General features: G+C 76.2%; 20 protein-coding genes and 2 pseudogenes. 18 read left to right on the top strand and 4 right to left on the bottom strand.

Translation table 11 applies throughout. The features are described from left to right. Positions 1-34: 34 nt before the first annotated feature. From K1J50_RS01025 to K1J50_RS00995, 7 genes are all read left to right on the top strand, one after another. Positions 35-1126: an SPFH domain-containing protein gene (locus K1J50_RS01025; RefSeq protein ID WP_220115572.1), complete on the top strand. Its 1092-nt coding sequence runs from the start codon at positions 35-37 to the stop codon at positions 1124-1126. 9 nt (positions 1127-1135) lie between these two features. Then, positions 1136-1606, top strand: a complete 471-nt coding sequence (locus K1J50_RS01020; protein ID WP_220115571.1) for an NfeD family protein — start codon at positions 1136-1138, stop codon at positions 1604-1606. A gap of 144 nt (positions 1607-1750) precedes the next feature. After that, positions 1751-2911: an efflux RND transporter periplasmic adaptor subunit gene (locus K1J50_RS01015; protein ID WP_220115570.1), complete on the top strand. Its 1161-nt coding sequence runs from the start codon at positions 1751-1753 to the stop codon at positions 2909-2911. Next, positions 2908-4044 (top strand): ABC transporter permease, encoded by a 1137-nt coding sequence (locus K1J50_RS01010; RefSeq protein ID WP_220115569.1) that lies wholly within the window; start codon positions 2908-2910, stop codon positions 4042-4044. Before K1J50_RS01015 ends, K1J50_RS01010 begins: the two co-directional genes overlap by 4 nt. A 2-nt stretch (positions 4045-4046) precedes the next feature. Beyond that, positions 4047-4769 (top strand): ABC transporter ATP-binding protein, encoded by a 723-nt coding sequence (locus tag K1J50_RS01005; protein ID WP_220115568.1) that lies wholly within the window; start codon positions 4047-4049, stop codon positions 4767-4769. Positions 4770-4844: 75 nt separating this feature from the next. Continuing rightward, positions 4845-5375 (top strand): host attachment protein, encoded by a 531-nt coding sequence (locus K1J50_RS01000; RefSeq protein WP_220115567.1) that lies wholly within the window; start codon positions 4845-4847, stop codon positions 5373-5375. Positions 5376-5469: 94 nt separating this feature from the next. Then, entirely contained in the window at positions 5470-5823 is a 354-nt protein-coding gene (locus K1J50_RS00995) for a hypothetical protein (RefSeq protein WP_220115566.1), read from the top strand. A 156-nt stretch (positions 5824-5979) separates the two neighbouring features. Here K1J50_RS00995 and K1J50_RS00990 read toward each other — a convergent pair whose 3' ends face one another. The 3 genes from K1J50_RS00990 to K1J50_RS00980 form a co-directional block, all read right to left on the bottom strand. Next, a complete protein-coding gene (locus K1J50_RS00990) occupies positions 5980-7065 on the bottom strand; it encodes an LLM class flavin-dependent oxidoreductase (protein WP_220115565.1) in 1086 nt (361 codons plus the stop codon). Between the two features lie 73 nt (positions 7066-7138). Next, complete coding sequence (locus K1J50_RS00985; protein WP_220115564.1) at positions 7139-7882, bottom strand: phosphatase PAP2 family protein; 744 nt, start codon at positions 7880-7882, stop codon at positions 7139-7141. Between the two features lie 27 nt (positions 7883-7909). Next, entirely contained in the window at positions 7910-9208 is a 1299-nt protein-coding gene (locus tag K1J50_RS00980; RefSeq protein ID WP_220115563.1) for a DUF445 domain-containing protein, read from the bottom strand. 66 nt (positions 9209-9274) lie between these two features. On the opposite strand from K1J50_RS00980, the gene K1J50_RS18880 reads away from it, so the two are divergent. The 11 genes and pseudogenes from K1J50_RS18880 to K1J50_RS18865 all read left to right on the top strand — a co-directional run bounded on the left by K1J50_RS18880 (position 9275) and on the right by K1J50_RS18865 (position 22045). Then, complete coding sequence (locus tag K1J50_RS18880; protein ID WP_255574795.1) at positions 9275-9400, top strand: hypothetical protein; 126 nt, start codon at positions 9275-9277, stop codon at positions 9398-9400. 5 nt (positions 9401-9405) lie between these two features. After that, a complete protein-coding gene (locus tag K1J50_RS00975; protein ID WP_220115732.1) occupies positions 9406-10155 on the top strand; it encodes a metal ABC transporter ATP-binding protein in 750 nt (249 codons plus the stop codon). A gap of 36 nt (positions 10156-10191) precedes the next feature. Then, positions 10192-11061, top strand: coding sequence for a metal ABC transporter permease (locus K1J50_RS00970; protein WP_220115731.1), 870 nt, complete (start codon positions 10192-10194; stop codon positions 11059-11061). 744 nt (positions 11062-11805) lie between these two features. Next, positions 11806-12780, top strand: a complete 975-nt coding sequence (locus K1J50_RS19480; protein WP_220115562.1) for a potassium channel family protein — start codon at positions 11806-11808, stop codon at positions 12778-12780. Positions 12781-12988: 208 nt separating this feature from the next. Further along, positions 12989-13990: an NAD-dependent epimerase/dehydratase family protein gene (locus tag K1J50_RS00960; protein WP_220115730.1), complete on the top strand. Its 1002-nt coding sequence runs from the start codon at positions 12989-12991 to the stop codon at positions 13988-13990. A gap of 10 nt (positions 13991-14000) precedes the next feature. Continuing rightward, positions 14001-15128, top strand: a complete 1128-nt coding sequence (locus K1J50_RS00955; protein WP_220115561.1) for a DegT/DnrJ/EryC1/StrS family aminotransferase — start codon at positions 14001-14003, stop codon at positions 15126-15128. Between the two features lie 247 nt (positions 15129-15375). Continuing rightward, on the top strand, positions 15376-16410 hold the full coding sequence (locus K1J50_RS00950; protein ID WP_220115560.1) for a Bug family tripartite tricarboxylate transporter substrate binding protein: 1035 nt from the start codon (positions 15376-15378) through the stop codon (positions 16408-16410). A gap of 677 nt (positions 16411-17087) precedes the next feature. Next, the gene (locus K1J50_RS00945; protein ID WP_220115559.1) at positions 17088-19286 is read left to right on the top strand and encodes a putative bifunctional diguanylate cyclase/phosphodiesterase; all 2199 of its coding nucleotides are present in this window, start codon (positions 17088-17090) and stop codon (positions 19284-19286) included. Further along, positions 19213-20664, top strand: a pseudogene (locus K1J50_RS19475) (sensor histidine kinase); the annotation flags it as partial. The gene K1J50_RS00945 and the pseudogene K1J50_RS19475, both read left to right, overlap by 74 nt. 262 nt (positions 20665-20926) lie before the next feature. After that, a pseudogene (locus tag K1J50_RS19470) lies at positions 20927-21433 on the top strand (response regulator); the annotation flags it as partial. A 333-nt stretch (positions 21434-21766) separates the two neighbouring features. Next, the gene (locus K1J50_RS18865; RefSeq protein WP_255574793.1) at positions 21767-22045 is read left to right on the top strand and encodes an Hpt domain-containing protein; all 279 of its coding nucleotides are present in this window, start codon (positions 21767-21769) and stop codon (positions 22043-22045) included. A 6-nt stretch (positions 22046-22051) separates the two neighbouring features. On the opposite strand, the gene K1J50_RS00930 is transcribed toward K1J50_RS18865, so the two are convergent. After that, positions 22052-22168 (bottom strand): transposase (locus K1J50_RS00930; protein ID WP_369413499.1); only part of this gene is annotated, 117 nt, incomplete at its 5' end.

The following is a 22168-nucleotide window of genomic DNA, read 5'->3' as shown; positions in this document are numbered from 1 at the left end:
GCGTTCCGCGGAGCCGGTGAGGGAAGCCCTGCCGATGTCGGGTGCGAATCTGGTCCTGATCGTCCTGGCCCTGCTGGCGGTCCTGACGCTCTGGAAGGGCATCAAGCAGGTGCCGCAGGGCGAGGTCTGGACCGTCGAGCGCTTCGGCGCCTTCACGCGGCTGCTGCATCCCGGCCTCAACTTCATCGTGCCCTACATCGACGCGATCGGGCACAAGATGAACGTGCAGGAGGTGGTGCTCGACATCCCGGAACAGGACGTCATCACGCGCGACAACGCCACGGTGAAGGTGGACGGCATCGTCTACTACCGCGTCATGGACCCGGCCAAGGCGGCCTATCAGGTCCAGGATCTCCAGGTGGCGCTGACCCAGCTCGCCATGACCAACATCCGCGCGGTGATCGGCGAGATGGACCTCGACCAGACGCTTTCCTCGCGCGACCGCATCAACTCCTCGCTGCTCGCGATCCTCGACGGGGCGACCGACCCGTGGGGCGTCAAGGTCAGCCGTGTCGAGATCCGCAAGATCGAGCCGCCCGAGAACCTGATCCGCGCCATGAACCTGCAGATGACCGCGGAGCGCGAGCGCCGCGCCACGGTGGCGCGCGCCGAGGGCGAGCGCGAGGCGGAGATCAAGCGCGCCGAAGGACAGAAGCAGGCGCTGATCCTCGCCGCCGAGGGACGGCGCGAGGCCGCCTTCCGCGACGCCGAGGCGCGCGAGCGCCTCGCCGAGGCCGAGGCCAACGCCACCCGCATGGTCGCCGAGGTCGCGACCGGAACGGGAACGGACGCGCTGCGCTACTTCATCAGCGACAAGTACGTGCGGGCGTTCGAGCAACTGGCGCAGAACCAAGCGCAGAAGCTGGTGATCGTGCCGATGGAATCCACCGCGCTCGCGGGCGGCATCGCCCAGGCCCTGGAGCTGCTGCGCGGGACGGGCGGAGACGGGGGCGCGCCTCCGCCGGGCGGCGGGCCGCGCCGGCCGCCGTCCCGCCCGGGCGGCGGATCCGCCACCGCGTCGCCGCCGCCGGCGCCCGCCTCGTCGCCTCCGCCGCCCGGCCCCGCGACGAGCCAGCCCGTCGCCACGCCGCTGTCGGCGCCGGGCTCGCCGTGGGGCCGGGCCTGAGGCCGCCCGATGCGCGACGGGCTTCCGCTCGACCCCGCCCTGCTCTGGATCCTCGCCGGCCTGGTCCTGCTCGCGGCGGAGGTGGTGCTGCCCGGCATCTTCCTGCTCTGGATCGGCCTGGCGGCGATCGGCACCGGCCTCTACCTGCTGGCGGCGCCGGCGGCCGGGTTCGCCGATGCGGTGGTGGTGTTCCTGGTGCTGCTCGCCGCCGGCGTCGCCCTGGCCCTGCGGCTGCGCGGCAGCAGGGCGCCCCGCCCGCGGGTGAACACCCCCGATGCCGGCCTGGTCGGCCGCACCGGGCTGATCGTCGCGGCGGCCGGCCCCGAGCTGCGCGTGCGGGTCGGCGACAGCGACTGGCCGGCGCTGCCCGCCGGCGGCGCCACGCTGCGCGAGGGCGAGGCGGTGCGCGTGGTCGGCGTGCGCGGCACCGCGGCGGTGGTCGAGCCGCTGGCCGCGGCGGCGCCGTCCGGCGCCGCCTGAGCCCGGCCGCCGCCCGGGCCGCGCCCCGTTCGCGGGTCTGGATCTGGCCCCCCTTTCCTGTTGAGATGGATCAACGCTGCGCGGGCGGAAGGGGCGCATGAGCGTCGCGCCCCGCCGCGATTCCGCCGGCTGGCCGAGGAGCCGATGCGCCGCCGTCTTTCGATCCTGTTCGCCTTCCTCCTGGTCACGGCCGCCCTCGCCGGCGGCGCCTGGACCCTGCGCGGTCGCCCGCTCGAACTCCCCGTCGCCGTCGAGGAGCGCGACGTGCCGATCCGCGTCTTCGGCCTCGGCACGGTCGAGGCGCGCGTGCTCTCCCGCGTTGGCTTCGAGGTCGCCGGGACCCTGGTCGCGGTCGAGGCGGATCACGGCGACCGGGTCGCCGCCGGCGCCGTGCTTGCCCGTCTCAACCCGGCGAGCCAGGAGGCGCGCGTGGCGCGCGCCGAGGCGCAGCTCGAGAACGCCGAGGCGCAGCAGCTCCGCGTCGCCGCCGCCTACGAGCGGGCGCAGGTCCTCGCCCGCCAGCGCGCCGCCACGGCGCAGCGGCGGCGGGAACTCGCCGCCCGCGGCAACGCCCCGCTCGAGACCGCCGAGCAGGCGGAGACGGAGGCCGCCGCGGCCCAGGCCGACCTCGCCGTGGCGCGCGCCGATCTCGCCGTGGCGCGGGCGGCGCTGGCCGATGCGCGGGCGGCGCTGCTCGCCGAGCGGACGGCGCTCGCCAAGCATGTGCTGACCGCCCCCTTCGACGCCGTGGTGATCGCCCGCCACCGCGAGCCGGGCGCGGCGCTCGCCCCCGGCGAGGCGGTGTTCACCCTCGTCGAGCCGGGCAGCCTGTGGGCGCTCGTCTACGTGGACGAGGGGCGGGCCGGGGCGATCCGCGAGGGGCAGCCGGCCGAGGTGCGGCTGCGCTCGCTGCCGGGCGAGACGTTCTCCGCGCGCGTCGCACGCATCGGCCTCGAGAGCGACCGCGTGACCGAGGAGAGGCGCGTCAACCTGCGCTGCGAGCGCTGCCCGCCGCAGCCGATCCTCGGCGAGCAGATCACCGCCGAGATCGAGACCGGCCGCCTGCCCGCCGCGCGACTCGTGCCGGAGGCGGCGATCGAGGGCTTCGACGGCGCCGCGGGCCGCGTCTGGACGATCGAGGGCGGCGCGCTCGCCCGGCGCGAGGTGCGCTTCCTCGCCCGCACGCTGGATGCGCGCGCGGCGCTCGACCCCGCCTCGCTGCCCGCCGGGGCGGAGGTGGTGACGCGGCCGGTTCCCGGCATGCGCGAGGGGCGTGCGGCGCGCGCGGCGGGGGCGCGGCCGTGAACCTCGCGCTGCGCGACATCCGCCACAACCTCGGCCGCTTCCTGCTGACCTGCCTCGGCCTCGGCCTGCTGCTCGGCGTGGCGCTGGCGATGGTCGGCATCTACCGCGGGGTGGTGGAGGATGCGCTGTCCCTGCCGCGGGCGCTCGGCGCGGACCTCTGGGTGGTGGAGGAGGGCACGCGCGGCCCCTTCGCCGAGAGTTCGCGCATCCCGGGCGACGTGCGCGAGGCGGTGGCGCGGCTGCCCGGCGTGCGCGAGGCCGGGGCGGTGACCTTCCAGACCGCGGAGGTGACGCGCCCCGGCGGCGGGGTGCTGCGCCTGCAGCTCGTCGCCTACGAGCCGGACCGGCCCGGCGGCCCGCCGGTGCTGACCGCCGGCCGCGGCATCGCCCGCGGGCGGTTCGAGATGGTGGCCGACCGCCGCGCCGGCCTGCCCGTCGGCGCGACGCTGGAGATGGGCGGGCAGCGCTTCCGCGTGGTCGGGCTGACGGAGGGCGCCGTCTCCTCCGGCGGCGACCCGCTCGCCTGGATCACGCTGCGCGACGGGCAGGAGCTGCAGTTCCGCCTCGCCCCTCCGGCGGCGCGGCGCCAGCTCGCCGCCGGCGGTGGCACTGCCGGGACGGACACGGTGAACGCCGTGATCGCCCGCGTCTCGCCCAACCAGCGCGTCGAGGCCGTGGCCGAGGAGGTGCGCCGCTGGAAGCACCTCTCCGCCCTCACCGCGGCCGAGCAGGAGGAGGTGCTGACGCGCAGCGTGGTGGCGCGGGCGCGGGTGCAGCTCGGCATGTTCACCGTGGTGCTGCTGATCGCCTCGGCCGTGGTGGTGGCGCTGATCGTCTATACCCTGACCCTCGACAAGCTGCGCGAGATCGCGACCCTGAAGCTGATCGGCGCGCGCGACCGCACCATCGTCGGGCTGATCGTGCAGCAGGCGATGGCGCTCGGGATCGTGGGGCTGGCGGGCGGCGCGTCGCTGCTGTTCTCGGTGAAGGACTTCTTCCCGCGCCGGGTCGCGCTGGGGCCGGAGGAGGTGACCGGCTTCGCCCTCCTGGTGGCGGCGATCTGCCTGGTCGCCAGCCTGCTCGGCGTGCGGCTCGCGCTGCGGGTCGAGCCCCAGCAGGCGCTCGGCGGGTGAGCATGGGCGGGACCGCATCCCCTCCGCTGGTCGTGCTGGAAGGCATCGCCAAGGGATTCGGCGAGGGCGAGGCGCGGGTGCAGGCGCTCTCCGACATCACGCTCTCGGTCGAGGCGGGGACGGTGGTCGGGCTGCGCGGGCCCTCGGGCAGCGGCAAGTCCACGCTGCTCAACCTGATCGCCTGCATCCTCGAGCCCGACGCGGGAAGGCTCGCGCTCGCCGGCGAGACGGTGTGGGAGGGCGGGCGCTACCGCCGGCGCGACCTGCGCGCGCTGCGGCGCGAGAAGATCGGCTTCATCTTCCAGTTCCACAACCTGCTGCCTTTCCTGGATGCGACCGACAACGTCGCGCTGGCGATGACGCTCGCCGGCGTAGGGCTCGCCGAGGCGCGGCGGCGGGCGCGGGAGCTGCTCGACTACCTGCAGGTCGGCCGCCGCGCGACGGCGATGCCGGCAAGGCTCTCGGGGGGCGAGGCGCAGCGCGTCGCGATCGCGCGGGCGCTGGCGAATCGCCCGCGCATCATCCTCGCCGACGAGCCGACCGCGGCGCTCGATTCCGAGCGGGCGCGGGTAGTGATGGACCTGCTCCGCCAGGTCGCGCAGGAGCAGCAGGCGGCGATCCTGGTCGTCACCCACGACGAGAAGATCTTCGACCGTTTCGATCGCCTGGTGAGCCTGCGCGACGGACGGATCGAGGCCGAGCTGGTGCCGGCGAAAGCGGCCTGATGGTGCGCCCCGGCCCCGCGCGGTATGAAATGGGCAAGAGGCGCGAATTCGCGCCCAGAACGGAGATCCCCCGGCATGAACGAGACGCGCAAGAAACCGGCCGCCATCCTGCCCGGCGAGCATTGGATCGTTGTCGCCAACGGCAGCCGGGCCAAGGCGTACGTCAAGCGCGCGAGCGAGTCCGGCTACGACCTGGTCGCCGAGTGGGACGAGCCCGAGGCGCGCATGCGCGACGCGGATCTGGGCGAGGACCGTCCGGGCCGGGCCTTCCCCGGCGGCCCCGGCCGACGCGACGCGGCCGCCGGCGGCCGTCCCGGCATGGTCCAGCGCAGCGGCATGGAGTGGGACCGCATCGACGACAGCCCGAAGGAGCACGCGAAGCGCAACCTGATGCATCGCATCGCCGAGGACATCACCGCCTCCCTGCGCAGCGGCGCCATCAAGGGGGTGGCGCTGGTGGCGCCGGGCCGGCTGCTCGGCCAGCTCCGGGAGCACATCCCCAACGACCTGCGCCCTGCCGTGCTCGCCGAGCACGAAGGGGACCTGACCCAGCTTCCGACGGCCGAACTGTTCGAGCATCTGGACCGCCTGCGCCGCGGCGTCTGACCGCGGCGCGCGGGTCCGCCCCCGCCGCGCGGGCAGGCCGTGTGGCGGCCGGGGCGCCCTTGAACCGGCGGGACCGGCGGGCCAGTTTCGCCGCATGGACCACCCGCATCCGCCGCGGCATCGCCGCCCGCCACCCGTGCTCGACCTCACCCCCGAGGGCGAGTTCCGCGACGCCGCCCCCGGCGCCGGCGCGCGCGGCGCCTCGGCGGTGGACCGCGCGCTCGCGCGGATCGGCGGCGTCGCGCTGCTGCTGGCGCTGGCCGCGGGCGGGCTGCTGCTGGTCTCGCTCGCGCTGCTGTTCATCGGCCTGCTGCTGCCGGTGGTGGTCGTGCCCGGCGCGGTCGGCGCGGCGAGCCTGTGGTGGCGGCTGCGCCGCCTGCGGTGCGCGGCTGCCGGCGGCACCGCTGCCGCAAGCGGCCTGCGGGTCGTGGTGATCCGCCCCCGCTGAGGCGGGACGCCAGCGCAGGGCGGGCGCCGGTTCCGGCCGCCCGCAACCGGTCCTCTGGAGCGGATCGCGGACGGCGGCGACGGGCGGGGGCGTGAATCCGCCCGGGAGGCGACGGGCCGGAGCCGTCGCGGCGGGCACGGGCGGGCGGAACCGGCTCTAGCCGGCGGCCTCCGCCGCGGCGATCGCCGCGGGGCGGCCGGCGTCCTCGGGGCGCAGGCCGCAGACCTCGGCGAGCAGGGTGAAGCTGCGCCGCCGCGCCTCCGGGTCGTGGCAGGCCGTCACCACGGCGAACTCGGCGATGCCGCCATGCGCGGCGGAAAGGGCCTCCAGCTTCGCGCGCACCTGCTCCGGCGCCCCGACCAGGGCGCGGGCGCGCATCCGCGCGACCCGCGCGCGCTCGGCCTCGGAATAGGCGTAGGCCTCGGCCTCCTCGACGCTGGGCAGGGGGACGAACAGGCCGCGGTCGCGCATCAGCCGCCACAGCTCGCGCGAGCGGAACAGGCGCAGCGCCTCGGCCTCGGTGTCGGCGACCAGGCAGAACACGCCGAGGCCCGGATGCGGCGCGGCGAGGCGGCCCCGCCGGCCGGGATGCGGGCGGAACTGCTCGCGGTAGAGCGCGATCGCCTGCTCGCTGCCGCCGCCGTCGGCGAAGAAGTGGGCGAAGCTGTAGGGGAGGCCGAAATAGGCCGCGACCTGGGCGCCGAAGTCGCTGCTGCCGAGCACCCAGACCTCCGGCCGCGTCTCCACCACGGGCTGGGCGACGACGGTGCGGAAGGGGTGGTTCTCCGGCAGCCCGTCGCCGAGCCAGCCGAGCAGTTCCATCACCTGCGCCGGGAAGCGGTCGGCGGCCTGGGCGGCGTCGGGGTTGAGCGCGAAGGCGGTGCGCCCGTCGCTGCCCGGCGCTCGGCCGATGCCGAGGTCTATGCGCCCCGGCGCGATCGCCTCCAGCACCCGGAACTGCTCCGCGACCTTGAGGGCGGAGTAGTGCGGCAGCATCACGCCGGCGCTGCCGACGCGGATGCGCCGCGTCGTCGCGGCGATGGCGGCGGCGAGGATCTCGGGCGCGGTGCCGGCGAGCGCGCCGCTGTTGTGGTGCTCCGACATCCAGAAGCGGCGGTAGCCGAGCGCCTCGGCGTGGCGCGCGAGCGCGAGCGTCTCGCGGATCGCCTCGCCGGGCGTGCGGCCGGAGGCGACCATGGACTGGTCGAGGATCGAGAGGGTGAAGGGCGGCGGGGAGGGCATCGGCGGTCTCCTCGCCGGCCAGGGTGGCGCGGCGGGGCGCCCGGGTCGAGGGGCGGGCGGCGGGCCGGCCCCCTCAGGCGGGACCGTCCGGCTCGACGCGGCCGCGCCGCTGCAGCCGGAGCGCGACGAGCCAGCACAGCAGCGCCCAGGCGGCGCCGAGGGACCAGCCGGCGAGCACGTCGGTCGGCCAGTGGACGCCGAGATAGATGCGGCTCGCCCCGACCAGCAGCGTCGTCAGCACCGCCATCGCCAGCACATAGGCCTTCACCCGCCGCCGCGGCTCGATCCGCATCAGCAGCGCGCCGAGGGTGAGCCAGGTGACGGCGGAGAGCATGGCATGGCCGCTCGGGAAGCTCGCCGTGTACACCGCGGCCGCGTGCGGCACGAGGTCGGGGCGCGGGCGTTCGAAGCCGAGCTTCAGCAGGGAGCTGAGCAGCGCGCCGCCGGCCACGGCGACGAGCACGAGCCGCGCCGCCGCGCGCCGGCGCGCCAGCGCGAGGTAGCCGGCGACGGCAAGGGTGGCGAAGCCGAGGATCGCGGTGCTGCCGAGCGCGGTGACGTCGCGTGCCGCCTCCTCGAGCCAGCGCGGGCCGGCCGGATCGGAAGGGTCGGCGCGGGCGCGCAGCGCGAGCAGCACGGCGCGGTCGAAGGCGCGGGTCTCGCCCTCCAGCACCGCCTCGGCGAGCGCGAAGAAGGCGAGCAGCGCCAGCGCGGCGGCGAGCACGCCGAGCAGGGCGCGCAGCTCGCCCGGGCCGGGGCCCGGCCGGAAGCGCCGGACCGGCGCGGCGGCGCCGGGCTGGGGAGGGCGAGGGTCCATCCGGCGGTCGCTCCTCCGCCGCGCCGCTCAATGCGCGACGCGGCCGAACACCGCGCTCAGCAGCGCGAACAGCGCCGCGCCGGCGAGGAAGCCGACCAGCGTGCCGTTCATCCGCACGTACTGCAGGTCGCGCCCGACGCGCAGCTCGATCTTCTCCACCACCGTCGCGCTGTCCCAGCCCTGCACCACCTCGGCGATGAATGCCGCGAGGTGCAGGCGCGCGGCCGGCAGGAGGGCGAGCAGGACGCGCTCGGTGCCGCGGTTGAGCTGCTCGCGCGCTGCCTCGTCCTCGGTCAGGAGGCGGCCGGCATTGGCGAGGGCGGCCTCCAGCGCCGCCACGGTGCGGCCGGAAGGGTCGGCGGCGTCGGCCTCCAGCGCCGCGCGCAGCCGCGCCCAGACGTCGCCGAGCCAGGTCGCCACCGCCGGGTTGGCGAAGGCGCCGCGCAGCGCGCGGCCGATGGCGGCGGCGCGCTCCGGGTCGGTCTCGAGGCGCTCGATCTCGGCCTGCACCCAGGCGTCGAAGGCGGCGCGGAGGTCGCTGTCGCTCGGCTCGACGCGGGCAAGCTGCTCGTTCACCGCGGCGAGGACGCGCCGGGCGATGGCCGCGCCGGCGAGCCAGCCGACCAGCGCCCCGCCCTCCGCGCGCACCCGCGCCGCGATCGCCTCGCGGAGCTGCTCCTCCTTCTCGGCGAGCAGCACCTTGATGCGCGCGAGCACGAGGTCGAACACCTCCTGGTGGCGCCCGCTCGCGACCAGGGCGCGCAGCGCCCGGGCGAGGAGCCGCGCCGCGGCAGGGCCGCCGAGCCAGCGCGGCAGCAGGCGCTGGGCGAGGCGCCGGGCGCGGCCGTCCTCGAGGCTCGCCAGCACCCGCGGCAGGCCGGCGGCGAGGGCGGCGGCGGCGGGCCGGATCGCCTGCGGGTCGGTGAGGAAGCCGCGCAGGATGGCGGCGAGGTCGAGCCGGCCGATGACGCGGTGCAGCTCGGCCTCGGTGAAGACGTGGTTGGCGACGAAGCTGCCGAGCGCCCGGCCGAGCCGGTCCTTCTGGCGCGGGATGATCGCGGTGTGCGGGATCGGCAGGCCGAGCGGGCGGCGGAACAGCGCCGTCACCGCGAACCAGTCGGCGAGGCCGCCGACCAGCCCGGCCTTGGCGCCGGCCTGGAGCAGGTCGGTCCCGTAGCCGGGCGGCAGGCGGTAGGCGAGCAGGGTGAGGCCGCCCATCGCGACCAGCAGCCCGGTCGCGATCGCGCGATGGCGGGCAAGGGCGCGGCGGAGCTCCGTCTCGGGATCGGCGGGGACGGACCGGGGCGCGGGGGGGCGGCCCTGCATGGACCGCGGTTCTACCGGGCAGGGTGGCGCTTGCCCAGGCGCGCCCGTATGTTACATGATAACATCATGCGCAGGCCGAGCTCCTGGACCGATCCGCTGGCCCTCTCCGCCGGCGCCGGCGCGCGGCTCGGCCTCGCGGGCGGGACGGCGGCCCTGCTCTGGCTCGGCGTCCTCTGGGCGATGGCGGCGTGAACGCGATGGCGGCTCCCGAGATCCGGCTCTGCGACGTCACCGTCTGCCACGGGCGGCGCCCGGCGGTGCACCACCTCTCGGGCCGCTTCGCCCCGGGCAGCCTGACCGCGCTGGTCGGGCCGAACGGGGCGGGCAAGACGACGCTGCTGCGCGCCATCGCCGGGCTGCACCGGCCGGAGGAGGGCCGCATCGAGCGGCCGGCGGGGGCGCGCGTCGCCCTGCTGCCGCAGCAGGCGGCGCTCGACCGGCAGTTCCCGATCGCCTGCCTCGACGTGGTGATGCTCGGCCTGTGGTCGGCGGTGGGACCGTTCCGCCGCGTGCCGCGCGCGCTGCGCGACCGGGCCGCCGAGGCGCTCGCGGCCGTCGGCCTCGCCGGCTTCGCGGCGCGCCCGGTCGGCAGCCTCTCCGCCGGGCAGTTCCAGCGCGTGCTGTTCGCGCGGCTGCTGGTCGAGGACGCGCCGGTGATCCTGCTCGACGAGCCGTTCAACGCGGTGGACGCGCGCACCGCGGCCGACCTGCTGCGGGTGGTGAAGCGCTGGCACGGCGAGGGGCGGACCGTGGTCGCGGTGCTGCACGACCTCGACCTGGTGCGGCGCGAATTCCCCGAGACGCTGCTGCTCGCGCGCGAGCCCATCGCCTGGGGGCCGACCGCGGAGGCGCTTTCCGCCGCCAACCGCCTGCGCGCCCGCCGCATGGCCGAGGCCTGGGCCGCCGAGGCCGAAGCCTGTCCGCGCGGCGAGCGCCTGGCCGCCTGAGCCGGACCGGCCCGCGCTCCGCAAGGCGCCTCCGCCCTGCCGTACGACCTCCTCCTTGCCCCCTTCGCCGAGTTCGGCTTCCTCCGCCGGGCGCTGGTCGGCTGCCTGGCGCTCTCGGTGGCCGGGCCGCCGCTCGGCGTGTTCCTCGTGCTGCGGCGGATGAGCCTGATGGCCGACGTGATGGCGCATGGCGTGCTGCCGGGCATCGCGACGGCGTTCCTGCTCGCCGGCCTCTCGGTGCCGGCGCTCTGGCTCGGGGGGCTGGTCGCGGGCCTTGCCGTGGCGGTCGGGGCGGGGGCGCTGTCGCGCGCGACCGGGGGGCGGGAGGACGCGGCGCTCGCCGGGCTCTATCTCGTCGCGCTGGCGCTCGGCGTGGCGCTCGTCTCGCTGCGCGGCGGTCCGGGGGACCTCACCCACCTGCTGTTCGGCAGCGTGCTCGGCGTGGACGACCCGGCGCTGCTGCTGATGGCGGGGACGGCGACGCTGACGCTGTTCGCGCTCGCCTTCGCCTGGCGGCCGCTGGTGCTGGAGTGCTTCGATCCGGGCTTCGCCCGCGCCGTCGGCGCGCGCGGCGCGCTCTGGCACCTGGCGTTCCTCGCGCTCGTGGCCCTCAACGTGCTGGCGGCGTTCCAGGCGCTGGGGACGCTGATGGCGGTGGGGCTGATGATGCTGCCCGCGGTCGCGGCGCGGCACTGGGCGCGCGAGGTGGCGGGGATGACCTATGCCGCGGTCGGCATCGCCGCCGCATGCTCGGCGCTCGGCCTGCTGGCCTCCTACCACCTCGACCTGCCGAGCGGGCCGGCGATCGTGCTGGCGGCGGGGCTGGCCTGGGCGGCCTCGGTGCTGCTCGGGCCGGTGGACGGGCTGCTGGTGCGGCTCCTGCGCCGGCCGCACCTCGCGGGCTGAGCGCGGCTACGCGCGCTCGGGGGTTCGCGCCGGGTGGGGACGGCGCCGCCGGCCGCGCTGCACGCGCGCCCGTTCCCGCCGCGACGCCGCTTCCTTGCCCACGGCGGCGGACCTCGCCGCCAGCGCCGCCGCGACCGCGATGGCGAGGCTGGCGCGGCCGGTGCGCGCTCTCCCTGCATCGCCCGCTGCCTCTCCGAGCCGGCGGCCTCGCCCGGCGGTCGGCTTGCCGGGCTGTCGCCGCAGGCGCGCGCGGCGCGAGGCGGCGGGCCCGGCCGGACCACGACAGGGGCCGCGGCCGGCGGGCGCCGGGGGGCGGCCAGGAATCGACACCGCCCGGTGGCTCCTCTATCCGGCCCCCATCCGGCAGGCGTCACAGGGGAGGGCGCGGGAGGCGCGCATGACGATCCGGCGAGCGGAGAAGGGGGAGCGGCCGGGCGGCGCCGTTGGGGCCGGCCGGGCGGTCTGGGCCGCCGGCCGTGCGGGGGGCGGGGTAGGCCTCGGCGGGGCGGGACCGACCGCGGACAGCGCGCGCCCGGGGGAGGCGCGGGCCAGGCGGGCGGACACCGGCCGGGCCGGCGGACGGCTGGTCGTGGCGGCCCCTGCCGGCCTCGGCGCGGCCCCGGCGGTGCGCCGCGGGCGGGCGTGGCTTCGCCGTCCGGGCGGCGATCCGTCTCGGGGGACGAACGGGCGGCGGGCCCGGGGTGCGTGCGGGCGGGCCGCAACCGCCGGGACGGCCGCGCTGCCGTGAGCGAGGCCCCGAGCCCTCCACAGGGCCGCCGCGCCCCGGACATGCTGCGCCGCTGGCTGCGTTCGGTCGGCTTCACCCTGCTGCTCAGTCTGCTGGTCGCCGCGGGGGTGGCGGGGGGCGGCCAGATCTCCCCCGCCGTGGTCCTCGGCGCGGCCGGGATCGGGCTCGGCGTGCTCTACTACCTGTTCCCGCACGGGATGCATTTCGCCTTCGGCACCGCGAACGGGTTCGCCGTGTATGCGTGCCTCTACGTCTTCATGGGGCGCGCCGGCTTTCCCGACGCCGCGGACTGGGCGAAGGCCGTGGGCTTCCTGCTGCCGATCGCGGCGTTCCTCGCCGCGGTCTGGGTGCGGTGCGGCGCGCTGCGCGGGCTGGCCGAGGCGGAGCGGCCGCTCGACGTGGCGCACCTGCCGCGCATGATGCGCTTCCTCGTCGCGCTCGGCGGGATCGGCGTGGTGTCCATGCTGGCGCCGGAGCCGCGCATGTCGGCCACGGCGCAGACCGTGTCGCTGCTCGCGGCGATGGCGGCGGTCGCGGCGGTGGTCGCCGCCTCGGTGCGCGACGTGGTGCGGCTGCTGGTGGACGTGGCGCTGATCTTCGAGACGGTGGGGGCGCGGATCGGCCGCCTCGCCGTGCCGATCACGGCCTTCGTCTCGGTCTACGCGCTGCTGGTGATCACCTTCGCCTCCTTCTACCGCATCGCCGACGGCCTCAGCCCCGCGCCGATCTTCGCCAGCGCCGAGGGCCCGCTCCGGCTGGACTTCGCCGACGCGCTGCACTTCTCGGTCGCGACCCAGAGCACGGTCGGCTATGGCGACATCCGGCCGGTCGGGGACGGGGTGCGGGTCCTGGCCAGCCTGCAGGTGCTGCTCGGCCAGTTGCTCCTGCTGTTCGGCTTCGCCGAGATCATGCGGGGCTCGCGCACGCGATGGCGCGAGGATGGCGACGGCGACCGCCGGGAGGGTTCGTGACCGGCCGCCCGGCAGGGGAGGCGGTCCGGGCGCGGACCGGGCCGGGGGCCGCCGTCTCGCGCGGGCGTCGCGCCGGCCCCGCCGGACGGCGGCCAGGGGCTGCCCTGGCCCCGCCAGGGGGATGGCGCGATGCCGCCGCAATCGGCGGCGAGGCTGGCGGCGCGGCGGGGACGGGAATGCGGGCGCGAAGGAGAGGGCGGGCGTGACGATGGCGACGGGCGCGGCGCAGGAGTTCTGGCGCGGCAGGCGGGTGCTGGTGACGGGCGGAGCCGGCTTCCTCGGCTCCGGCCTCTGCCACGCGCTGGCGGCGCGCGGGGCGCGGGTGACGGCGCTCGACGCGATGCTGCCGGACGGCGGCGCCAATCCGGCGAACCTGGAGGGCGCGGGGGTGCTGCTGGTGCGCGGCGACATCCGCGACGCCGAGCTGCACTCGCTCTGCCAGGGGATCGACGTGCTGTTCAACCTGGCGGCGCAGACCAGCCACATGGGCGGGCAGCGCGACCCGGTGGCGGACATCGAGATCAACGCGGTGGCCCAGGTGCGGCTGATCCAGGCGATGCGCGAGGCGGCGCCGCGGGCGGTGGTGGTGCACGCCTCGACCCGGCAGTTCTACGGCCGCCCGCAGTACCTGCCCGTGGACGAGAAGCACACGGTCAACCCGCCGGACGCGAACGGCGTCTCCAAATGGGCGGGCGAGCAGTACTGGCTGCTCGAGCACCGCGTGCACGGCCGCCCGGTGGTGTCGCTGCGCCTGACCAACTGCTACGGGCCGCGGCTGCGCATCAGGGACGCGCGGCAGACCTTCCTCGGCATCTGGATCCGGCGCGTGCTGGAGGGCGAGCCGTTCGAGGTCTGGGGCGGGGAGCAGCTCCGCGACCTCGCCTATCTCGACGACGTGACCGACGCCTTCCTGCGCGCCGCCGAGCAGGCGCGGCGGCCGGAGGTGGCGGGGCGGGTGTTCAACATCGGCGGCTCGCCCCCGCTCCGCCTGATCGAGCTGGCGGACCGGCTGATCGCCGCCAACGGCGGCGAGGGGAGCTACGTGGTCAAGGAATTCCCCGCCGACCGCGCGCCCATTGACATCGGCAGCTACGCCGCCGACGACCGCGCCTTCCGCGCCGCCACCGGCTGGTGGCCGCGCGTGGATGTGGACGAGGGGCTCAGGCGCACGCTGGAATGGTACCGGCCGCGCCTGGCCGACTACACGTGAGGCCGCCGCGATGACCGAGACGATCCCGCAGGCCGATCCCGGCGCCGGATACCGCGCCGAGAAGGCCGAGATCGACGCCGCCGTGGCGCGCGCGCTGGCGAGCGGCTGGTACATCCTCGGCCAGGAGGTCGCGGCCTTCGAGCGCGAATTCGCCTCCTGGCTCGGCCAGGGCCGCGCCGTCGCCTGCGCCAGCGGCACCGACGCGCTGGCGCTGATCCTGCGCGGCCTCGGGATCGGCCCGGGCAGCACGGTGGCCACCGTCTCGCACACCGCAGTCGCCACCGTCGCCGCGATCGAGATGGTCGGCGCGACGCCGCTGCTGCTCGACATCGAGCCCGACCACTACACCATGGACCCGGACGAGCTCGCGGCCGTGCTCGAGGACCCGCCGCCCGGGCTTCCGCCGATCCGCGCCGCGATCGTGGTGCATCTCTACGGCCAGGCCTGCGACCTCGGGCCGATGCTCGCCGCCTGCGAGCGCAACGGCGTGGCGCTGATCGAGGACTGCGCCCAGGCGCACGGCGCGACCTGGCGGGGGCGCCGGCTCGGCACCCTCGGCCGCGCCGCGGGGTTCAGCTTCTATCCGACCAAGAACCTCGGCGCGCTCGGCGACGGCGGGGCGCTGGTGACGGAGGACTGGGAGCTCGCCGAGCGTATCGCCGCGATCCGCCAGTACGGCTGGAAGGAGCGCTACGTCAGCGCGATGGTCGGCGTGAACAGCCGGCTCGACGAGCTGCAGGCGGCGATCCTGCGCGCGCGCCTGCCGCGTCTCGACGCCGGCAACGCGCGGCGGCGGGCGATCGCCGCCGCCTACGACGCGGCGCTCGCGGGCGGCCCGATCGCCCCGCCGGCGCGGCGCGAGGGCTGCGAGCACGTCTTCCACCAGTACGTCCTCCGCACCCCGGAGCGTGCCACGGTGCAGGCGCGGCTGCGCGCGCAGGGGATCGGCACCGGCATCCACTACCCGGTGCCGGTGCACCTGCAGCCGGCCTACCGGGGCCGCGTGCCGCTCGGCCCCGCCGGCTGCGCCGAGACTGCGCGCGCGGCCGAGGAGGTGCTGAGCCTGCCGATGTTCCCCGAGCTCACCGACGCGCAGGTGGAGCGCGTCTGCGCGGCGCTGCGCGGGCTGGCCGGCTAGGGCGGATCGCGGACGGCCGGAGACGGCCGGGAGCGTGAGTCCGCTCGGCAGACGACGCGCCGGAGCCGTTGCCGCGCGCCCCGGTTCGCGGCAACGATCCTGGCGCGTCGTCCGCGGGGCCGTTTCGCGGTCCCCGATGCTGCGGGCGGCCCGCGATCGGCTCCAGGATGCCGCGCGGCGCCGTCGCCCGCGCCGCGTCCCCGGCGACGGGATGTCGGGGCCTGGGCTCCACGGAACGGGGGGCGACATGGCGAGTGGGAACGGCGTCGCGGCGCGCCGCCGCCTGGCGGCCCTCGGCATGGCGGCCGGCGTGGCGACCGGCGCGGCGGTGCGGCCGCTTCCGGCCGCGCCTGCGCGCAGCGGGGACGCCGCCGCGGCCCGCTTCCCCGACCGGCCGGTGCGCATCCTCGTCCCCTTCGCCGCCGGCGGCACCACCGACCTGATCGCGCGCGCCCTCGCCGAGCGCCTCGCCGCCCGGTTCGGCCAGCCCGTGGCCGTGGACAATTGGGGCGGCGGCGGCGGTGCCGTGGCCGGCGAGACCTTCGCCCGCTCCGAGCCGGACGGCCACACCCTGCTCGTCGCCACCGCCTCGCTGATCGCGATCAACAAGGCGCTGCGGCCGGATCTCCCCTTCGATCCGGAGACGCAGTTCGTGCTGATCGCGATGCTCGCCCAGCAGCCGAACGTGCTCGTGGTCAACCCGCGCGCGCTGCCGCAGGTGCGGACGCTGCCGGAGCTGATCGCGCAGGCGAAGGCGCGGCCGGGGCAGTTGACCTACGCCTCCGCCGGCGCCGGCACGCAGCTCCACCTCACCGGGGCGATGCTTGCCGCCGAGGCCGGGATCGCCATCGTGCACGTGCCCTATCGCGGCGCCGGCCCGGCGCTGGCCGACCTGATCGCCGGGCAGGTGACGATGATGTTCGACGGCCTCGGCAGCGTGCTGCCGCATCTGCGGGCGGGGACGCTGCGCGCCGTCGCCGTCGCCGGGGAGGCGCCGCATCCGGCGCTGCCGGGGGTGAAGCCGGTGGCGGCGACGCTGCCCGGCTTCCTCTCCGTCAACTGGACGGGGCTGTTCGGCCTGCGCGGCACCCCGGAGCCGGTCGTGGAGCGGCTTGCGGCGGAGACGCGGAAGGCGCTGGAGACGCCGGAGGTCCGCCGCCTGTTCGCCGAGCGCGCCTTCGACCCGATGCCCATCCCCCGCGCGGCGCTGCCCGTCTTCCTCGAGGCCGAGCGGCGACGGTGGGGCGAGGCGGTGCGCCGCTCCGGCGCGCGGGTGGAGTGAGCGGGGACGGGGGCGGCGCGGGCCAGGGCCTTGTCCCGGATCTTGCCGGCCGGGCCGGGGTCGGCTCTGCGGCAGGGTTCGCCGCGGGCCGGTGCCGCGGTCCGCGGCGGGGCCGCCGCGGGCGTCTGCGCCGATGCGCGGGGCGGGCGCGCCGCGCCGTGCGCCGGCTCGCCTGCCGGGCCGGCCGGGCCGCCGCGCCCCGGGATGGAGCGCGGAAGCGCCCGAGCGCGCGCCGGGTGGCGATCTGCGGCTCGGGGGTCTTGCGGGGATCGGGCCGAGGGCCGCCGCTCCGCCCGGCATGGTGGCCTGCCTCCGCGGGACGGCGGCGCGGACCGGGGGACGCCGGCCGGCGCGGACCCGCGGCGCGCGCCGAAACCGAGCGGCCGCGTCGGGTTCCGGGACCGCGGCGGACGCGGTGCGCCGCCGGTGCGGGCCTCTCGCGGCTACCGTCGCGGCCGCCTCTCCCCGCCGCCGGCGGCGCGCCCGGGCATGGCCGCGCCCGGCACGGGCGCCGGCAGCGTGCGGCAAGGGGCGGGGCGATCGCGACCGGCCTTGCGCTGGCGGACCGCACCGGGCCCGGGACATGCCGCCGAATGTTGCTTCCCCCTTTTCCGTCGAAAATGCATTATGCGGAACGGATGGCCGGTCGTTGCGCCGGCGGGGGGCGCAAGGACGGCATGCCCGTAGTCCTGATTCTCGACGACCGGGTCACCAACCGGAACATCTACTCGCGTCTCGCCGCCTCGGTCGGGGCGGGCGTCACGGTGCAGGCGTTCGGCGACGCCGAGGAGGCGCTGGACTGGATCGAGCGCAACCCGGTGGACCTGATCATCACCGACTACAAGATGCCGCGCATGGACGGCTCGGAGTTCGTCCGCCGCGTGCGCGCCAAGCCGCCCTGCGTGGACGTCCCGATCGTCGTCATCACCGCCTACAACGATCGCAGCTACCGTCTCAGCGCGCTGGAGGCGGGGGCGACCGATTTCCTGCTCAGCCCGGCCGACCGCTACGAGTTCACCACCCGCGTCCGCAACCTGCTCGAGCTGCGGCGGCAGCAACTTCTCGTCAAGCAGCGCGCCCATACGCTGGAGCGCGAACTCGAGAGGAGCGAGCGCTCGCGCGAGGCGCTGCTGCGCAACAGCCGCGAGGCGCTGGCCCAGGTGATCGACACGGTGCCCGCCATGATCAGCGCGACCGACCGCGACGGTCGCTGCGTCTTCGTCAACGCCTACCATGCGGCGCTCGCCGGCGCGACGCCCAACGACCTGGTGGGCCATGACCCCGGCGAGCCCTTCGGGCGCGCGCATGCCGAGCGCAGCCGCGCCCTCGACCGGCTGGTGTTCCAGTCGGCCGAGCCGCTGCCCAGCTACGAGGAGGAGGTCCTCGACGCCAACGGCGTGCGCCGGGTGTTCCTCACCACCAAGGCGCCGCTCCGCGACGCCGAGGGGACGGTGGTGAGCGTGCTGACCACCGCGCTCGACATCACCGACCGCAAGCTCGCCGAGAGCCGGCTGCGCCACCTCGCCCACCACGACGGGCTGACCGACCTGCCGAACCGGGTGCTGCTGCGCGAGCGGCTGCAGCGCGAGCTGGCGCGCGGGCGGCGCGGCGGGCGGGGCTTCGCGCTGCACATCCTCGATCTCGACCGCTTCAAGGCGGTCAACGACGCGCTCGGCCACCACCTCGGCGACCGGCTGCTGTGCCAGGTGGCGGACCGGCTGCGCGCGCTCGCGCGCACCGGCGACACGGTGGCGCGGCTCGGCGGCGACGAGTTCGCCATCCTCCAGGTCGGGGTGGACGATCCGGAGGACGCCGCGGCGCTCGCGCGGCGGACCATCGCCGCGCTGGCCGAGCCGTTCCTGGCCGACGCGCAGGAGTTCCGGCTCAGCGCCAGCATCGGCATCACCTTCCACCCGCGCGACGGCACCGACGCCGACGAGCTGCTGCGCAACGCGGACCTCGCCATGTACCAGGCGAAGGAGGAGGGGCGGGACGTGTTCCGCTTCTTCGCCGCCGACATGGACCGCCGTGCGCGCGAGGCGATGGCGCTGGAGGGGGAGCTGCGCGCGGCGCTGGCGCGCGGCCAGTTCGTCGTGCACTACCAGCCGCAGGTCAACCTCCGCACCGGCCGGATCGTCGGCGCCGAGGCGCTGCTGCGCTGGCACCGCCCGGGCGGCACCCTGACGCGCCCCGGCGACTTCCTTGCGCTCGCCGAGGAGACCGGGCTGATCGGGCCGATCAACGAGTGGGTGCTGCGCACCGCCTGCGCCGAGGCTGCCGCCTGGCAGCGCGAGGGGCTGCGGCCGCTCCGCGTCTCGGTCAACCTCTCGGCGGTGCAGTTCCGCAAGCACGACGTGCGGCGCCTCGTCGTCTCGGCGCTCGAGGCGAGCGGGCTCGATCCGGTGCTCCTCGACCTCGAGCTGACCGAGGGCATCCTGCTCGAGAACGACGAGACGGTGGCGCAGGTGCTGCGCGACCTGCGCCGGCTCGGCGTGCGCTTCTCGATCGACGATTTCGGGACCGGCTATTCCTCGCTCAACTACATCAAGAACTTTCCGGTGGACCGGTTGAAGATCGACCAGTCCTTCATCCGCAACCTGCGCACCGACCCGTCCGACACCGCGATCGTGCGCGCCATCATCAACCTCGGCCACAGCCTCGGGCTCGGCGTCATCGCCGAGGGGGTGGAGACGGTCGAGCAGGTGACGCAGCTGATCGCCGAGGGCTGCGACGAGATCCAGGGCCACTACTACAGCCACCCGGTCGGCACGCAGGAGCTGCAGGCGCTGGTGCGCCGCATGAATGGCGTCTCCGCCGCGCCGCCGCGCGACCGGCAGGCCGGCGACGGCGCGGACGGGGATCGCGGCGCGCCATGACCGGCCGGGGCGAGGGACGGGCCCGTCCCGGCTGGCGCCGCCTTGCGACCTTACGGCGCGGGACCGAGGGCCCCATATCGGCGCCGTCCGTGGGACACGTCGCATGACCGCAACGACCGCCGCTTCCGAACCGGGCCGGGCCGGGGCCGAGCCGCCGCGCGGGCCGTGGGCCCGCCTCGCGGCGCGCCTCGCCAACCGTCCGGACACCGAGCACGAGATGAGCCGCAACCGGCTCGTCTTCGCTCTCCTGATCGCGATCTACGCGGCGATCCTCGGCGGCGAGGCGAGCGGCGTGCTGCTTTCCGTGCTCGCGGTCTATGCCGTCCTCGCCTTCGGCGTCCTCGCGCACCTGGTCGCCCGGCCGGGCATCTGCCAGCCCCGTCGCGCGGTCGCGCTGCTGCTCGACATGGCCTTCCTCTCCGCCGTGCTGCATCTCGGCGGCGAGGCGCTGGCCCTGTTCTTCTTCATCTACCTCTGGGTCATCCTCGGCAACGGCTTCCGCTTCGGCATCCCCTGGCTGCGCGCCGGCATGGCGACGGGGCTGCTCGCCTTCGGCGCGGTGGTGCTGACCACGCCGTTCTGGTGGGACCAGATCCACCTCTCGATCGGCCTCTGGCTCGGCATGCTGGTCGTGCCGGCCTATGCCGGGACGCTGATCCGCAAGCTCGAGCAGGCGCGCCAGCAGGCCGAACAGGCGAACCAGGCGAAGACCCTGTTCCTCGCCAGCGTCAGCCACGAGCTGCGCACCCCCCTCACCGCCATCATCGGCATGGGCGGGCTGCTCGCCGAGACGCGGCTCGACCCGGCGCAGCAGGAGATGACGCGCACCATCGGCGGGGCGGCGCGCTCGCTGCTCGGGCTGATCGACGGCATCCTCGACTTCTCGCGCATCGAGGCGGGCGACGTGCGGGTCGAGACGGTGGAGTTCGACCTGCTCGACCTGCTCGACGAGGTGCGGCGGCTGGTCGCGGTGACGGCGGCCGAGAAGGGCCTGACACTGGCACTGCACGTCACGCCGCGCACGCCGCTCCGGCTGCGGGGGGACCGGCGCCATCTGCAGGAGGTGCTGACCAACCTCGCCGGCAACGCGGTGAAGTTCACCGCCGCGGGCAGCGTCGTGATCGCCGCCGACCTGGCCCGCGCGGAGCCCGGGGGCCGCCGGACGCTCCGCTTCGAAGTGAGCGACACCGGCATCGGCATCGCGCCCGAGGCGCTGGAGCGGGTGTTCGAGAGCTTCACCCAGGCCGACCCCTCGATCCTCAACCGCTACGGCGGCACCGGGCTCGGGCTGGCGATCTGCCGCCGCCTGGTCGAGCTGCACGGCGGCCGGATCGGAGTGGAGAGCCAGCCCGGCGTCGGCAGCACCTTCTGGTTCACCTTCGCCCTCGAGTCCGCCGAGGCCGAGGCGGCGGAGGCGGAGCCGGCCCTGCCGGAGGGGACCGGCGTGCTGCTCCTCGCCGGCGGACCGGCGGCGGTGCTCGAGGCGCGCCTCGCCGCGCTCGGTGTCGGCTGCCGTAGGCTCGGCAGCGTGGCGGAGGCGGTGGCGCTGCTGCGCGCCCCGGCGGGGCGGGGGGCGGGGGCCGCGGGGCGGCAGCGGCCGATCGTGGTGCTCGATCCGCGCGGGCTCGGCGCGGACGCCCATGCCATCGCGGCGACGCTGCACGGGGCCCGCGCCGGCACGGCGGCCGGCGGCGAGGCCGACCGGCTGCGCATCATCCTGGTGGACGAAGTGGCCGCGCATCCTGGCGCGGAACTGCCGCGGGCGCTCGCGATGCGGCGGGACTTCGTCGCCATCGTGCCGCCCGAGCCCGATGCCGCGACGCTGCGCCGGGCCTTGCGGATCGCGGGCGCCGGCGCGGCGGCTGCACGTGCTGGTGGCCGACGACAACCGCGTCAACCGCCGGGTGATCGAGCGCATCCTGGAGAGCGCCGGCCACACCTGCCAGCTGGTGTCGAACGGCGAGGAGGCGCTGGACGCGCTCGAGGCCGGCGCGTTCGACCTGGTGCTGATGGACCTCAACATGCCGGTGATGGACGGCATCGAGGCGGTCAAGCTCTACCGCGTGATGGCGCTCGGCCAGCCGCATGTGCCGGTGATCGCGTTGACCGCGGACGCCACGCCGGAGGCGACGGCGCGCTGCCTCGAGGCGGGCATGGATGCCTGCGTCATCAAGCCGGTGGAGCCGTCGCGGCTGCTGGAGGTGATCGAGTCGGTGACCGGCGGCGGGGCGCCTGCGGCGGGCGCTGCGCCGCGGCCGGCCGAGCCTGCCGCCGCGCCCGCGGCCGCGCCGCCCCCCAAGGCGGAGGCGCCGGCGGCGAAGGAACCGACGGTCGCGGAGATCGCGTCGCATCCGCGGTTCCGCCCCGCCGGGCCGCCCCCGGCGATCGACGAGAACACCCTGGCCGATCTGGAGGCGCTCGGCGGCCCGGACTTCCTCGCCGGCGTCATTGACGACTTCCTCGCCGAGGCCGAGAGCCTCATGGAGGAGCTGCGGAGCGCGGCGGCGGCAGGCGAATCGATGCGCTTCCGCCAGCAGTCGCACGCGCTCGGCAGCGGCGCCTCGAACATCGGCGCGCGCGGCCTGAGCGAGCTGTGCCGCACGGGCCAGCAGATGCGCACCGCGGAGATCGCCGCGCGCGGCCCCAGCCACATCCGGCGGCTCGAAGCCGAGTTCGAGCGGGTGCGGCAGGCCTTGGCGCCCTACCGGACGGGGCAGACAGCGCGGCCGGGCGAGGCGGGGGGCGGCAAGCCGCGCTAGGGCCTGTTAGAGCTTGAGCCAATCGGCTGTAGCGGCGAGGCAGAGGACGCCGAGAAAGGAACGGGCGGTCTTTTCATAGCGGGTGGCAACCGCACGCCACTCTTTCGGGCGTGCCCACAGGTT

Origin of the sequence: Caldovatus aquaticus, from assembly GCF_019458025.1 — a bacterium.
In the GTDB taxonomy this organism is placed as follows: Bacteria; Pseudomonadota; Alphaproteobacteria; order Acetobacterales; family Acetobacteraceae; genus Caldovatus; species Caldovatus aquaticus.
Note: the sequence above shows the minus strand (reverse complement) of the source record. Positions and strands in the feature narration are given on the sequence as shown.